This is a genomic window from Pantoea sp. (assembly GCF_028283705.1).
GTDB lineage: Bacteria > Pseudomonadota > Gammaproteobacteria > Enterobacterales > Enterobacteriaceae > Pantoea.
Genome location: NZ_JAPWKD010000010.1, coordinates 53,218 through 68,300, shown reverse-complemented (window position 1 = coordinate 68,300; position 15,083 = coordinate 53,218). Strand labels below are relative to the sequence as shown.

Annotated in this window: 11 protein-coding genes and 5 pseudogenes; 10 read left to right on the top strand and 6 right to left on the bottom strand. The window is 50.8% G+C overall.

The genetic code is table 11. The annotated features are described in order from the left end of the window. The 4 genes and pseudogenes from PW844_RS07100 to istB (PW844_RS07085) all read left to right on the top strand — a co-directional run. Window positions 1–670, top strand: a pseudogene (locus PW844_RS07100) (conjugal transfer protein TraI); the annotation flags it as partial. A gap of 72 nt (window positions 671–742) precedes the next feature. Further along, on the top strand, window positions 743–1,540 hold the full coding sequence (locus PW844_RS07095) for a DsbA family protein (RefSeq protein WP_299449755.1): 798 nt from the start codon (window positions 743–745) through the stop codon (window positions 1,538–1,540). A 268-nt stretch (window positions 1,541–1,808) separates the two neighbouring features. After that, window positions 1,809–2,958, top strand: a pseudogene (gene istA / locus PW844_RS07090) (IS21 family transposase). Beyond that, the gene (istB, locus tag PW844_RS07085; RefSeq protein ID WP_299449764.1) at window positions 2,958–3,761 is read left to right on the top strand and encodes an IS21-like element helper ATPase IstB; all 804 of its coding nucleotides are present in this window, start codon (window positions 2,958–2,960) and stop codon (window positions 3,759–3,761) included. Before istA (PW844_RS07090) ends, istB (PW844_RS07085) begins: the two are co-directional and overlap by 1 nt. Before the next feature lie 110 nt (window positions 3,762–3,871). On the opposite strand, the gene PW844_RS07080 is transcribed toward istB (PW844_RS07085), so the two are convergent. The 4 genes and pseudogenes from PW844_RS07080 to PW844_RS29395 all read right to left on the bottom strand — a co-directional run bounded on the left by PW844_RS07080 (window position 3,872) and on the right by PW844_RS29395 (window position 6,113). Further along, complete coding sequence (locus tag PW844_RS07080) at window positions 3,872–4,216, bottom strand: hypothetical protein (protein WP_299449753.1); 345 nt, start codon at window positions 4,214–4,216, stop codon at window positions 3,872–3,874. 268 nt (window positions 4,217–4,484) lie between these two features. Beyond that, window positions 4,485–4,664: a hypothetical protein gene (locus PW844_RS07075; RefSeq protein WP_299449751.1), complete on the bottom strand. Its 180-nt coding sequence runs from the start codon at window positions 4,662–4,664 to the stop codon at window positions 4,485–4,487. A 286-nt stretch (window positions 4,665–4,950) separates the two neighbouring features. Beyond that, a pseudogene (locus tag PW844_RS07070) lies at window positions 4,951–5,067 on the bottom strand (general stress protein); the annotation flags it as partial. Between the two features lie 881 nt (window positions 5,068–5,948). Beyond that, complete coding sequence (locus tag PW844_RS29395; RefSeq protein ID WP_367187750.1) at window positions 5,949–6,113, bottom strand: CinA family protein; 165 nt, start codon at window positions 6,111–6,113, stop codon at window positions 5,949–5,951. 572 nt (window positions 6,114–6,685) lie between these two features. Between PW844_RS29395 and PW844_RS07065 the strand changes: the two genes are divergently transcribed. Genes PW844_RS07065 through PW844_RS07055 form a run of 3 tightly spaced genes read left to right on the top strand, consistent with a single transcriptional unit; the run spans window position 6,686 to window position 9,279 of the window. Further along, a complete protein-coding gene (locus PW844_RS07065; protein ID WP_299449749.1) occupies window positions 6,686–8,113 on the top strand; it encodes a cytochrome ubiquinol oxidase subunit I in 1,428 nt (475 codons plus the stop codon). Further along, window positions 8,110–9,114 carry a cytochrome d ubiquinol oxidase subunit II gene (gene cydB, locus PW844_RS07060; RefSeq protein WP_299449747.1) on the top strand — a complete coding sequence of 335 codons (1,005 nt, stop codon included), beginning with the start codon at window positions 8,110–8,112 and terminating at the stop codon, window positions 9,112–9,114. The genes PW844_RS07065 and cydB overlap by 4 nt, the downstream gene beginning before the upstream one ends. Next, window positions 9,115–9,279, top strand: a complete 165-nt coding sequence (locus PW844_RS07055) for a DUF2474 domain-containing protein (protein WP_299449745.1) — start codon at window positions 9,115–9,117, stop codon at window positions 9,277–9,279. It begins immediately after the preceding gene. Between the two features lie 463 nt (window positions 9,280–9,742). Here the strand turns inward: PW844_RS07055 and istB (PW844_RS07050) are convergent. Beyond that, window positions 9,743–10,523: pseudogene (gene istB / locus PW844_RS07050) on the bottom strand (IS21-like element helper ATPase IstB). After that, window positions 10,520–11,537, bottom strand: a pseudogene (istA, locus tag PW844_RS07045) (IS21 family transposase). Before istA (PW844_RS07045) ends, istB (PW844_RS07050) begins: the two co-directional pseudogenes overlap by 4 nt. 540 nt (window positions 11,538–12,077) lie before the next feature. Between istA (PW844_RS07045) and PW844_RS07040 the strand changes: the two are divergent. From PW844_RS07040 to PW844_RS07030, 3 genes are all read left to right on the top strand, one after another. After that, complete coding sequence (locus PW844_RS07040) at window positions 12,078–12,287, top strand: CsbD family protein (RefSeq protein WP_299449762.1); 210 nt, start codon at window positions 12,078–12,080, stop codon at window positions 12,285–12,287. Between the two features lie 362 nt (window positions 12,288–12,649). Next, window positions 12,650–13,843: a zinc-dependent alcohol dehydrogenase gene (locus PW844_RS07035; protein WP_299449743.1), complete on the top strand. Its 1,194-nt coding sequence runs from the start codon at window positions 12,650–12,652 to the stop codon at window positions 13,841–13,843. 707 nt (window positions 13,844–14,550) lie between these two features. Beyond that, window positions 14,551–15,024 carry a ferritin-like domain-containing protein gene (locus PW844_RS07030; RefSeq protein ID WP_299449741.1) on the top strand — a complete coding sequence of 158 codons (474 nt, stop codon included), beginning with the start codon at window positions 14,551–14,553 and terminating at the stop codon, window positions 15,022–15,024. Window positions 15,025–15,083: the final 59 nt, after the last annotated feature.

The window sequence follows — 15,083 nt, the reverse complement described above, 5'->3', positions numbered from 1 at the left end:
CTTGCGTCCTGATGCAACGCTTCTGCGGCTGGTACAGTCAGAATTGCAGGACATACTTCGTGGCCTGCCGGTTGATGCTTCTGTACCTGATGAAAAAACTGCGCTGCTCGCAGCGCTTAATGCAGTGGAAACATCTCAGGCTGTACCGGATTTGAAGAGACCAGAAGAACAGTCATCAGAGAAGGAAACCGCTGATATCAGTAGCATCATGGAGGTGCGGAATTCTCTGACCACGCGCATCGCAGACGTGATAAAGCAGCAGCTGCAATCCCTCCCGGGAGAAAAAGAGCCGGACTATGCATCGCTGGTCCGGCAGGCTTCCGCTGCTCTTGCAGGCGAAAACAACCTGCCGGACAGTGCTGCTGTGCAGGCAGTACTGAGTGCGCTTTCAGGTGTTCAGATCCCTTCAGATTTACGCTGGTCGTCTGACGCCAGCCCTGGCGAAACGATCCCGCCTGGTGTGCTGAAACAGGTACAGGAAGAACAGGACCGGAACCGGGCACATTTAAAAAATATGCAGAATGACCTGTCAGAAAAAGTGCTGGCCAGTGCAGCACGGGAAATGGAAAGACAGCGTCAGCCTGAGATCCCGACGGAAACAAGAGGCCGCCAGTCCGAACGGGAAGAACTGTCCCATGACAGGGCCAGAAATATTCAGAAAGAACGCTAATCACCTCTGCCGGTCCCTTTCCGGCAGTCAACATACCCCCTACGGCTGAATGCCGGATTATGAGAACTTGCCATGAAAACAATGTTTAAAGCGGCAGCGCTTGCGCTGGTCCTGAGTACGTCTTTTGCCACGGCAGATGCTTTTGCAGCAGAGAAGGCTGATTTCACGCCGGCACAGCAGGCGAGAATCGGTGAGATTGCGGCAGAATACCTGGTAGCCCACCCCGATGTGCTGATTGAAGTGAGCCGGAAATTGCAGGCCCGCCAGGCTGAACTCCAGCGGCAGGCCCTGGTATCCGCCGTGTTACACAGCCATCGCCTGCTGATGCAGCTCGATGGCGTACCGGTGAAAGGTCCTTCTGGATCTGCCGTGATTGTGACGCAGTTTTTTGACTATGAATGCAGCGTATGCAGCGCAATGGCCCCGATTATGGAGAGAGTGATGGCCGCGAATCCGAATGTGCGTTTTGCCTTCCGTGACTGGACTATCTTTGCCGGACGTTATCAGGAATCCACAATGGCTTCCCACCGCGGTCTGGATGTCTGGCGGCAGAAGGGGGCTGATGCTTATATGGCCTATCACAACGGGATTTACCGCACAGGGCATAATGAGGGGCATCTGACTGCTCAGGATATTGAAAGCGTGGCCACTGCCGCCGGTGCGGGAGCGGAAAATGTCAGCGTGCGCAGTCAGTCAGATGCCCTGATTAAAGGCAATGATGAGCTGGCTGAAATGCTGGGTCTGACCGGGACGCCGGGGATTATCGTGATGCCGGCAGAGAATGCTACGGCTGCGAATACCACCGTGTTTCCAGGGATGGCGGGTGATAAGGCGTTGCAAGAGGCAATAGCCCGTGCAGCAAAAGGCTGAAAAAAAAAGCCCGGCAAACTTGTCGGGCTAACCAGCAATACTGGTTATACATAGATGACTATTTACGTCACACTAGATTAGGATCGGTAAAAGCAGCTGAGTCCTTAACACTTCTAACGGTCAGATCTTTCAGCATGTTCGTTCTGTCGGCACCACTGATATAAGACTTTAATCACCATTCATGTTGTCCGCTCCACGCAACATGGTGTTTGCTGATGTTTACCACACCTTTTAGGAAATCATCATGCTGAGCTGAGAGGACTTTTACATGATAAAGCAAATGCGCCAGCAGGGCGTCTACATTGTCGATATCGCCGCGCAAATCGGCTGCTCCGAAAGGACCGTACGGCGCTGCCTGCAGTATCCCGAGCCTCCGGCACGCCAGACGCGCCATAAGATGGCCAAACTGAAGCCGCACATGGATTACATCGACATGCGGCTGGGCTAAAACGTCTGGAACGCCGAAATCATCTTCCAGGAAATCAGAGCGCAGGGCTAGACCGGGGGACGTTCCATGCTGCGCTACTACATCCAGCCCAAACGGAAAATGCGGCCTTCCCGGAAAACGGTGCGCTTTGAAACCCAGCCGGGTTATCAGCTTCAGCACGACTGGGGCGTCATCGAAGCGAAGGTTGCTGGTCAGCCATGCCGCGTTAACTTCGCCGTCAATACACTGGGGTTCTCCCGACGCTTCCACGCCTGGGCCAACGACAATCAGGACGCGGAGCATACTTACGAGTCGCTGGTGCGTGCCTTCCGCTACTTCGGCGGCGGCGTGAAAACCGTGCTGGTCGACAACCAGACAGCAGCGATGCTCCGGAACCACAACGGACATGTGCTGTTCAACGCCGGCTTCCAGCTTCTGGCGGACCACTACGGCTTCACGCCCCGGGCCTGCCGCTCGCGGCGGACCCGTACCAAAGGCAAGGTGGAGCGCATGGTGAAGTACCTGAAAGAGAACTTCTTCGTGCGCTATCGCCGCTTCGACAGCTTCACTCATCTCAATCAGCAGCTGGAACAGTTGCTTGCAGAGGTGGCCGATGAGCGTGAGCTTCGCCCGTTCCGTCAGACGGCGGCGGAGCGGTTCGCAGAGGAGCAGCCCCATCTGCAGCCGCTACCAGCTACGGACTACGACACGAGCTACTTCGACATCCGTCACGTGACATGGGACGGTTACATCGAAGTCAGGGGGCAGCCGATACAGCGTGCCGGAGGCCTGGTGCGGGCACCCGGTCTCTATCCGCATCACGCTCGACGATGAGTTGCGCATCTATGGTAACGAGATGCTGCTCGCGTCGCACCGGCTGGCGGCCCCCGGCGCGGGATGGCAGACGGTGTCGGAGCATCACGCCCCGCTGTGGCAGCAGGTGAGTCGCGTGGAGCACCGGCCACTGAGCACCTATGAGGATCTGCTGTGATGCACGAGCTGGAGTCGCTGCTGAGCCGTCTGAAGATGGACCACCTGAGCTATCACGTTGAAAGCCTGCTGGAGCAGGCAGCAAAGTCGGAGCTGAACTACCGCGAGTTCGTGTGTATGGCACTGCAGCAGGAATGGAGCGGGCGGCACCAGCGGGGAATGGAATCCCGGCTGAAGCAGGCGCGCTTCCCGTGGGTGAAAACGCTGGAGCAGTTCGACTTCAGCTTCCAGCCGGGCATCGATCGTAAAGTGGTGCGCGAGCTTGCCGGGCTGGCGTTCGTTGAGCGTAGCGAGAACGTGATCCTGCTGGGTCCGCCCGGCGTAGGGAAAACGCACCTGGCGGTCTCGCTGGGTGTGAAAGCTGCAGACACGGAGCACCGTGTGCTGTTCATGCCACTGGACAGACTGGTTGGTACGCTGATGAAAGCGCGGCAGGAAAACCGGCTGGACCGACAGCTGCAGCAGCTGAGCTACGCGCGGGTGCAGATCCTGGATGAAATCGGCTATCTGCCGATGAACGGGGAAGAAGCGAGCCGGTTCTTCCGGCTGCTGAATCGCCGTTATGAGAAAGCCAGCATCATCCTGACGTCAAACAAGAGGTTCGCTGACTGGGGCGAAATGTCCGGGGATAACGTATTGGCAACGGCGATCCTGGATCGGCTGCTGCATCACTCAACAACACTGAATATCAAAGGAGAAAGCTACCGGTTGAAAGAGAAACGTAAAGCAGGGGTGCTGGTGAAAAGCTCAGCGCCAATCAACGAAGGTGAAATGGCAGAAACTGGCCACTTCACTGGAGAATAGCGGCAACCAGAATGGTGACTGCATTAAAAATATCCTAGCGTTGACAAACCAGTTGCTGACGTCCGTAATGAGGTCCGGCATGATGAGGTCCAGGGTGGCGTCACGGGACTTCAGCCTCGACAGCGTGAGCCCATAACCAGCCAGCTACGTCTCATCTGGAGTGGTTCAATGCCGTGGCTTTCGAACAGCAGCATCAGACGATCGTACATGGTTTCGATGTGGATCTGATGCGGCGAGGTTTCAATGTTAACCACGCCGTCCACGATGATGTTGATGCACTGCGAAACTGAAATCCCCAGCGTCTCACTCTGCGCCTGCTGGTAGGCGCGGGTCTGTGGCTTCAGCCGGATTGAGGTGACTTCTTTACGCCCGTCGTCGTCTTCTTCCATCTGTTTTACCGCCCGGTCATGTCCGCCGGTAAGCAGCGAGTGCAAAATTTTAGTCACTGAGTGCATAATAGGCCTTGTGTAGTTGTTTGTATTACATCCTCGCAGTTTCATTTTTTTGTCGGAAAAGGGAATACATCCGTATACAAAAATGCCGGATCACTCTGTGTGCCCTGCATCAGATCCGGTAAAGGGCAAAAGCGGAAATTACTATAGTTGTTAGTCAATCTATTGAGGTCATAATTACCGCCAGCTATCTGTTCAGGCTGCGTGAACTGAATCACTATTTTAATAAAGCTGGTTCAAAATCAGCTGACTGAACCGCCCGAAGCTAATCTTAGCTGCCTGGCGGTTCAAGCTTTTCGCTCACGACGTGGTATCCCTGCCTGTCAAAATCATCCTGATGTACCGGCAGATCTTGGCCTGACTGATACCAGCCGCCGCCTTCTCCATCAGCAAAATACCAGACCTGTGGATACTGTTCATTCTGCTGAACCCAGTAAAATCCCTGCTGCATTTTGTCCTCCCCTTGAATCAGACGCGTTCGCAGTTGAACGCGAAAGTGGTCATGCTTCGTAAGCCTGCCCGCAACATCCTTCTGCCTCAACAATTTAAGGGCGTACAACCGAAGCTATAGAGCGCGGCTTCAGCTCGCTAAAGAGAGCATAATAACCCCTTAGCCGGGGGAATCGCCCGAACGGTTCGTCCGGGAAGAGTTTTCAGCTTGCACCACATAAGGCCGATATGGATACCCGTAGGCTCATTAATACAGGATAGCGCTCGGGTGCCCAAAAATGTCTGGCTTAATCGAGGGTTTCTTCCATTTTACCCCGCCTGCTGATTTTGCCGCCCTTACGGCCTGCCTCGAAAGCCCGCTCCGGATTGTTATGGAAGTTGCCACTGTGACTTGCTCCCCGTTGATTAACATAAGGTTGTGCTAGTAAAGTCCCCCTCGACGATGATAACAATTGCAAACTTCCGATCCTCGTTTACAGCGGGCCTTGCGCCCGGTCCGTAATGGTCTTTAAATATCCTAAAGCCAATTACCCAGTAGCAAATATTTTGGCTACAAATGTTATGGCAAGAAGAAAAAATCATCTGATACAGCCATGATGGCTGCTGAGATTTCCCTGCTCCTGCTGATCCTTCTTAAAAAGGTTTATCAGAAGCCGCAGTGACTGTTCTGGCCATTTTTTCCTGCTTCAGATAGATGCTTTGTGTTTGTTTTCTGTGAAATTATCTAGCTCGCCACGATGTCCAGTCATAATATTTACTCTTTGTGAAACGAAATACATGAACTTTTTATTTTCTATGTGTGTGGTGCTCTTTAAGGTTAGAGTAATACTTAAATGCCACAAACGTGATAGTTGACGTTTTTACGCTGCGCTTTAATAAGGGTGCATTCTTTCTTGCCGTTATATTCGTTTCGCTTGAAGCTATTAACTGTGCTGAGTATAAGGATTGTTATCACCAACCACTCATTTCGATGGGAAGAATAAGAAGCTCATGGCTATTTTGAAAAAATATCGCTTTGGACTGTAAAATAACCACTATGGATAATCAACTGAGGGGGGATTAACCTTCAAGTATCAGGAGTAATTCAGTCAGGCAGTGATGAGTGGTTTTCTTCATCGCTTCTTCGCATTGATCTGAAAAACACTTAGGGCTGGTATGAACACAACCCTCAGGAAGGCGCTATGCGAACCAGACTGTACCTTTAATCGTACTGTCTTTCTCCATCTTCAGGTCCGGCATAACCGCCGGCGGCAATGCCTGTCGCATCATCAGAAAGGGCTTTGCCTCAGGCCATTTCGCTGACCGCAGCCTCACTGACTGCCGTATATCGTTCGAGGATTTTCATGCTGACGTTCAACGCTCGGTGTTTGGTCGGGTTGGTATAAGTGATAAAGCCACTGCTGTAAAAAAGACTAGTTTCACTCTCGCCGCCAGCGCCATACCGATCCAGACTGAAGTACAGGATTCAGCCGTAGCGATGGTTAGTTTTTTCTGAATCAGTTATTTCTTTCATTCGGAAGCTACTTCAATCACATCATTATTCATTTGTTTCCTCCTGTATATATGTAAAAAATTCAACGTCTCACAGCAAAAGGCTGAAAAGCATGCATTGAGAATGTCACGTAATCTTGTAATGGCACCTTAATCAGAAGGTGGTAGTCTGGTAAAAAGAAGAATAAGAACATTATCAAAAATAATGAGATATCGGCAGCGACAATGAGGTTGGTCGAATATTATTCCCTGTCGCTTGGCTTTCCGTTAATGAGCGGAGTCATGATGGGGTTGTGATGAACAAAATTGTTAGGATTATTGCTGGTGCTGGTTTGTTTCATCACAATTGTTAAATTTAACTCTTGGAAGACTGTTATTTAAATTGCTTCGATATTTCAGGGGGTAATGTGAAGAGAAACGTAATAATGTGAGTCACAATGCGAATTGTTTTCTTTATGTCGCATCATAAAAGTGATGGTTTATTTTCAAGCAACTATACTCAATAATCTTTACCGCGATTGGGGATAGACAATGTTTGGACTTGATGCCTTTCATCTGGCGCGTATTCAGTTTGCTTTTACGGTATCGTTCCACATTATTTTCCCGGCGATAACCATTGGACTGGCGAGTTTCCTCGCTGTGCTTGAGGGGATGTGGCTCAGAACAAGTAATGAAACCTACCGCGATCTCTACCATTTCTGGTCCAAAGTGTTCGCCGTCAATTTTGGTATGGGCGTGGTGTCAGGACTGGTTATGGCCTATCAGTTCGGCACTAACTGGAGCGGTTTTTCACAGTTTGCGGGCAGTATTACGGGCCCCCTGTTGGCTTATGAAGTTCTGACGGCATTCTTTCTGGAAGCCGGATTTCTCGGAGTGATGTTATTTGGCTGGAATCGGGTAGGACCTGGATTACATTTTTTCGCGACCTGTATGGTGGCGCTCGGCACGCTGATCTCAACATTCTGGATTCTGGCCTCAAACAGTTGGATGCATACGCCGCAGGGTTACCTGATCGAAAATGGCATCGTCGTACCACAGGACTGGTTCAAAATCATCTTCAACCCTTCCTTCCCCTATCGCTTATTCCATATGTCGATCGCGGCCTTTCTTGCCAGTGCATTCTTTGTCGGGGCTTCTGGTGCATGGCATTTGCTCCGGGGGAATGATATCCCTGCAATCCGAAAAATGTTCTCAATGGCTTTATGGATGGCACTGTTGGTGGCGCCCATCCAGGCTATGGTGGGGGATGCGCATGGCCTCAATACACTTGAACATCAACCCGCGAAAATAGCCGCCATTGAAGGTCACTGGGAAAACCCGCCGGGGCAAGCTACGCCGCTGGTGTTATTTGGCATTCCAGACATGAAAGAAGAGCGAACCAAGTATGCTCTCGAGGTGCCTTACCTGGGCAGCCTCATTCTTACTCATACACTGACGAAGCAGGTACCCGCGTTAAAGAGCTTTCCTAAGGAGAATCGACCCAATTCTCTCGTTATTTTCTGGTCCTTCAGAGTGATGGTCGCCATGGGGCTTTTGATGATCAGCCTTGGAGTGATCAGCCTCTGGCTACGTTTTAAAAAACGTCTTTATACATCTCGTCCTTTTCTGTGGTTTGCGCTTGTGATGGGCCCATCCGGACTTATTGCCATATTGGCCGGTTGGTTCACCACAGAAATAGGGCGACAACCTTGGGTGGTCTATGGCGTTCAACGGACTATAGATGCGGTCTCAACGCACGGAGAATTGCAGATGAGCCTCAGCCTGTTGGCCTTTATTTTGGTCTATTCCTCAGTCTTTGGGGTGGGGTACATCTATATGATGCAGCTTATTAAGAAGGGACCGCGGACCGGGGAGGGTAAAACTGTCCGGCAAGGTGGGCCGGGACAGGATAAAACGCCAGCACGTCCCCTTTCTGCAACGCATGAAAGTTTAGAAGACACACAGGAGGACAAGTCATGATTGACTTCTCAGTGATCTGGTTTGCCATTATTGTTTTCTCCACGTTGATGTACATCGTCATGGACGGTTTTGATTTGGGGATTGGTATTCTGTTTCCCTTTATTAAAAGCGCTCAAGAGCGCGATGTTATGATGAACACCGTCGCGCCAGTCTGGGATGGAAATGAGACCTGGCTGGTGCTGGGAGGGGCTGGACTCTATGGCGCATTCCCGCTTGCCTATGCGGTCATCGCGGACGCGCTGGCTATCCCTCTGACGCTCATGCTGATCGGACTGATTTTCCGCGGTGTGGCCTTCGAATTTCGCTTCAAAGCCACGGAAGCGCACCGCGCATTCTGGGACAAATCTTTTATCGGTGGTTCGTTACTGGCAACCTTTAGTCAGGGCGTAGCCGTAGGCACCATCCTAAATGGCTTTCCAGTCAAAGAGCGAACCTTTGCCGGATCAGCAATGGACTGGCTGACGCCGTTCACACTGTTTTGCGGACTGGGGCTGATCATCGCCTATGCCTTGCTCGGCTGTACATGGTTAATCATGAAAACCGAGCATGACCTCCATAAAAAAATGTCATCACTAACCACACCGCTATTATATTTGCTGCTGGCTGTGGTCGGGGGCATCAGCCTGTGGACGCCTTATGCGCATGACCCTATTGCGCACCGCTGGTTTAGCGTGCCTAATATATTCTGGTTTTTACCTGTACCGGTGCTGGTTCTGGTATGCGCGTGGGGAATTATGCGTGCAGTTAAGCGTGAAGCGCACTATTCGCCCTTCCTTTTAACGCTCGGTTTGATCTTTTTAGGGTTCTCAGGGTTGGGCATCAGTATCTGGCCAAACATCATTCCCCCTTCCATAACGATTTGGGCAGCCGCTTCGCCCCCGCAGAGCCAGGCATTCATGCTGGTTGGCAGTTTACTGATTATCCCGGTGATCCTCGGATATACCTTGTGGAGCTATTACGTCTTTCGTGGAAAAACCCGTATGGGCGAGGGGTACCATTAAATGTTGCCACGTCAAAAGAACGAACAGCCCACCCACGACGTTAAAGCATGGTGGAAGCGGCTGTTTTGGCTGATAGTCATTTACTCAACCAGCGTGTTGGTGTTGGGGATTGTTGCTTCTCTTTTCAGATTGATGATGAACGCTGCGGGCATGCGTTCAGAATAATTCCCAATAAGCTGTCTGCTATTATTTGTTCTGATAGGGGTCGTGACGCATGAAGTGATGACGATGAATACAACAGATGTGCTGCCATTTTGACGCGTAACGGGTAAAAAAATACCCGCCTGAGCGGGTGAATTTCGTTACAAGGGATAATCTCCCTAAAAGTTAAGATAATAGTAGGACTTGAAAGTTCAGATTTTCTTTCTATTTTTATCCTTAAGTAAAACTATCCCTCAGTAGCTTGGGTTTGAGAGAGATGCAATCACAAATAGCCGGAATGATTGGGTATGCTATCGGAACAGCAGTGATAGCGCTCACCGCAAAGGGTTTAAGCATAACGAAAGGCAATATCCTGTATGAGCTGGAAAGAAGGGCAGCTTCTTCCAGAGATCTGCCTGTCATCAACAGCAGTTGAACTTTGCCCCACCTTTGTTTAACAACGGCAGTTGTAATTTGCCCCACCTGATTACTCAGGATTAGGCTCCGTTATTAACCCTGCTTTTCGTTTCTGTTTTAGTCGATAGCTTTCTCCTTTTATCTGGACTACGTGTGAGTGATGCAGGATCCTGTCCAGCATGGATGAAGTCAGTGCTGCGTCACCTGCAAGCATCTGATCCCATTGCCCCAACGGCAGGTTAGAGGTGAGGATTGTTGCATTTTTCTTCTACCGTTTAGCCACAACCTGGAAGAACAATTTTGCTTCTTCCTGACTGAACGGTAGATAACCTATTTCGTCAATGAACAGCAGTTTCGGTGTCAGAACCTCACGATGCAGCGAATTTTTGTAACGCTCCTGCCGCTGTACCGTTGACAGTTGCAGCAGCAGAGCAGTCGCAGTTGTGAAGCGAACTTTGATACCAGCCCGCACAGCCTCGTATCCTAGTGCGATGGCAAGATGTGTTTTGCCCACCCCTGAAGGTCCCGGGAGTATCACGTTTCACCCCGTTCGATAAAACTCAGAGATCTCAGGGACTGCAGCTGTTTGTATGGTGCACCCGTAGCAAAGATAAAGTCATATTCTTCGAAGGTTTTGAACGCCGGGAAGACTGCCATATGTGTACATCGCCTGTCTGCGCTGATGACTAGCCAGTTATTCGTCCGGCAACAGATGTTCCGGAAAAATCGAGATAACACCATTCCTGGCTGACGGCCTGCTGGCTCAGTGCGGGAGCAGAACCAACCAGACTTTCCAGCTGAAGTTGTTCTGCCAGCGCAACTATCCGCTGATGCTGTAACTCTGTCATCATGCAGCTCCCGGACAGAACATGTCATAGATGTAAAGCGGATGGTGCAGCGGATTCTGGTCAAAGAAGTGAATGTCTTCTTTTATCATAAACTGCTCGACAGGCTTTTCATGATGAAGGGCAAGCATTGCCTGATGATCTTCAAGCCGACGTTCGTATGGGCGACAGTGGATGGTCTGATGCATCCGCTGGTTAGCAACCTCGCTAAGCTAGCGCCGGCCTTTCCGGTTAGCTGTCTCAACATCGACGGCAATACCTGCGGGCCTGAGCAGGGTCATCAATGGGATATAGAAGCTTTGCCCTCTGCCGGGTATAACCCACCATCCGCTCCCCCTTGGCTTTAGTCTGCGCACGGAACGGTCGGCATAGCCGGGGCGTGAAGCCCATTTCTTTCGCGAACTGCCACAGTAACGGATGGAAGCGGTGATAACCGGTCTGATATGCATCCCGCTGGATCACCACGGTTTTCATGTTGTCGCACAGGATTTCCTGAGGCATGCCCTGGAAGAACCTGAAGGCATTACGATGACAGCTTTTCATCGTCTCATAGCGCATGTTATCGGTGAACTCGATATTATAACCCAGGACGGCAACGAAGACGTGAAGCGGGAAGTGCCCGGTACGCATAGTGCCCCAGTCGACCTGCATCTGATGGCCGGGGTCGGTCTCAAAACGGATCACAGGTCCGGCAGGTAACGACTTGGGTTCGGTACGCAAAAAATGTCGCAATAATGACAACGAACCAGAATAGCGCTGAGACTTTATTTCCCGATGTAGCACCGTAGCCGGAAGCCGGTAAGGAAGGGAGTCGGCAATCCGTTTACGGATGTAATCCCGGTAAAAGTCGAGAAGACTCGCTGCCGGCGGACGTGGTGTATAGACAGGTTGCACCGGCAGGCTTATAAGGTATTAATCTACGGTATTACGGGAAACACCCAGCTGAGTAGCAATACTGCGGATGCTCATTTCCCGCTTATGAAGAATCTGAATTTCCATAACGTTCTCGAAAGTGACTATAAGCTCTCCCTTTTAGAGAGGGCAGATTAAACCCCGGGTCAAAGTTCATCAACTGTGGGGGCACTATTCCATTGAAGCGCACATCGATTCGCACCTACATTTCACCCAGCGAGGTGGCACTCAGTACCATCCAGGTCATACCGACCGACAGCATAACCAGTATAACGCTGCTGATGAACCAGCTAATAAAGGGATGATTTCTAATTTTATCGGGGACCTATTCCTGATGGCTTGACTCGGAGCTGAACTCCTTAATTGCCTGAAAGAAAAGTAATATAACAGACATAAACCGCGCAGAGCACCTTTCCTCCGCGCGCCATGGTGGGTATAGCGAGTGATGCCGGTTGCGGAAAAGGCCTGCGGCCGGAAAGGTAGTCTTTCCGTAAGGCCATCCTGCCGTTTCGGCTGGCATTACTTAAGGAAAATCCATAAATGTGACTTTGTGCAGGAAAGTTGATCCTCTTGAACCATACTGATTAGCATAAAGCTCTGTACACAGGTTGCCCGGTGGCAACCCGCCAGTTAAAAAAGGAGACCAACCTGAACGAAGATCGCATCAGCGGAAACTGGAAGCAGTTCAAAGGCAAAGTGAAGGAACAGTGGGGCAAGCTCACCGATGACGATATGGACGTGGCGGAAGGGAAGCGTGACCAGCTGGTTGGCCGTATCCAGGAGCGCTACGGTTACGGCAAGGAGCAGGCGGAAAAAGAGCTTCAGGACTGGGAAGACTCTAATCAGTACAAATGGTAGACAACGTAAGTCAGTTATAAAAAACCGGTGACGCGCCGGTTTTTAAGGGGGATATATCCGCTGCGCACGGCAGGTTGCGGTCCGCTTCGGGAAACATAATTCATCTCCTGAAAGTCCAGAAAGTCGTCCGCATCCCAAAACGGCCAGCCAGTCGTGGTGTTGACATGGTGCAGTGATGGCGGTACCGGAGCGCTGTAAAGTCCCTATTAATATCCCCGATTACTCAGGCGGTTCAGTCTGGATACCTGAGGATTCCCTTAATGACATAACGTTTTCAGGCAGCCATTCGGCAGACTTCAGCGGTATATCTCTCACTCACGGTTGCGTGGTCGCCCGGAAAACCTCAGAAAGGATCGAGAAATATGAAAGCCTTTACATATCATGGCCCGCATAAAGTCAGCGTAGACACCATGCCTGACCCCGGAATACAGGCTTCTGATGATATTATTCTGCGCGTGACAGCCACCGCAATCTGCGGCTCTGACCTTCATCTCTACCGGGGTAAAATTCCGGGAACCCACCATGGCGATATTTTCGGTCACGAATTTATGGGCGAAGTGGTCGAAGCCGGGGCGGCGGTAACGGCAGTCAGTAAGGGGGACCGAGTGGTTATCCCGTTTGTGATTGCCTGCGGTGACTGTTTTTTCTGCCATCTAAGCCAGTACGCTGCCTGTGAGAAGACTAACAGCGGAAACGGCGCAGCCCTTAACCCTAAGCATATGACGCCTCCGGCTGCGCTGTTCGGCTACAGTGATCTTTACGGGGGGATCCCCGGCGGGCAGGCAGAATATGTGCGCGTCCCCAAAGCCAATACGGGGCCGTTTAAGGTGCCGGATACGTTGTCAGATGAAAAAGTGCTCTTTCTCTCGGACATCCTGCCGACAGCATGGCAGGCGGTTAAAAACGCAGAGGTGAAGAAAGGATCGAGCGTTGCCATCTTTGGCGCAGGCCCGGTGGGGCTTTTAAGCGCCGCGTGTGCACGCCTTGAGGGCGCTGAACAGATATTTATGATAGATCACAACGATTATCGCCTGACTTTTGCCCGTGATCGCTACGGCGCCATTCCCGTTAACTTTGACAAAGTTGACGATCCGGCGGCGTGGATTATCGAGAACACCCGTGGCAACCGGGGTGTGGACGCTGTTATCGATGCGGTGGGCTTTGAAGCCAAGGGGAGCATGACTGAAACCATCATGACGACCCTGAAAATTGAAGGTAGCAGTGGCAAAGCGCTGCGTCAGTGTATTGCCGCCGTGCGCCGAGGCGGAACGGTCAGCGTCCCGGGCGTCTATGCAGGGTTCATACACGGCTTCCTGTTTGGAGACGCCTTCGATAAGGGATTAACGTTCAAAATGGGGCAGACGCATGTGCATGCTTATCTGCCGGATCTTCTTGCCCTTATTGAGCAGGGACATCTTAAGCCGGAGGAAATCGTCACCCACCATCTTCCCCTCGAAGATGCCGCCCGCGGGTATGAAATATTTGAGAAACGTCAGGAAGAATGTCGGAAAGTGATACTCGTTCCGGGCATGGCTGCTTCCAGCGCAACGGTATGACTAAAAGCGTTGCCCGCGCAGCAGCCAGTGCATGGGGCCTATTCCTCCTGTTCTGACCAGCAGGAATCGTTTAGAGATATTAATCCAGAAAGGTGCCTGCATCATCAGCGTGAATACCTCCCCCCTGTTATTGTTAAAAAACACACTTAACTCATTAGTGGAAAATAAACGAAGCGGGCGATTAGAGATTATTTTCGAAATGATGTTAGGTTCCATAACCTATTTGAACACTTGAAGTTCTTGCTAGCATTAACACTGCATAAGGCACACCTAAGCGCTATCATGATTAGATGAGAAATATTTGAGGTGTTAAATTATGACACGAAGAGGACATTAATATGACTCAGCATTGTGGTAATTCCGGCAACTTTTCCGAAGACCGCGAAAAGGCGTCTAAAGGCGGTTGGAAAGGCTGACAGAACAACCACCGAAGCCAAGCGGTAACGCGAGAGAATGCCGGTCAGCTGCACTGAGTTGCTTAACCATAGTCTGCAATCATCGTCCGGTGATTGCAGGCTTTAACTATTTCTTAAATTGTATGGTCTTCCATGTATTTTCCTGCTTTATTGTAATGATCTTCCACTAGGATTATTCCTAATCGATTAATTGAACCTCCTGATGTGCGCCTGAATTTAAATAAAGGTCTAAAATTTGTCAGGATGAAAAATATTTTATGCAATGTTAACAATACGTCTTGGGAGATTATTATGACGATTAAAACTCTGGAAGATTTATTCATTCACGATCTGTCTGATATCTACAGTGCAGAGAAGCAAATCACCCGCGCCCTGCCGAAAATGGCCAGGGCAGCTACGGATGAGAAGCTGATTGCCGCGTTTCAGCAGCACCTGGAAGAAACCCAGGGGCAGATTGAAAGAATTGACCAGCTGGTAGAGAGCACCGAAGGCGTGAAGATAAAACGTATGAAGTGTCATGCCCTTGAAGGCCTGGCTGAAGAAGCGCAGGAAATAATTGATTCGGTCGAGGCGGGCTCCGTACGTGACGCCGGGCTGATAGGTGCCGCGCAGAAGGTTGAGCACTATGAAATTGCCACTTACGGCACCCTGCAAGCGCTTGCCACAAAGCTTGGATATAAAGAGGCGGCCCGCCTGCTGGCTGAGACGCTGCAGGAAGAGAAAGCGACCGACGAAAAACTGACCATCATCGCGGAGCAGCAATAGGCTGTTAGCGCTTTCTGATTTCCTCATGTGATTGAACATTGCACGTAACGCTTACTGAG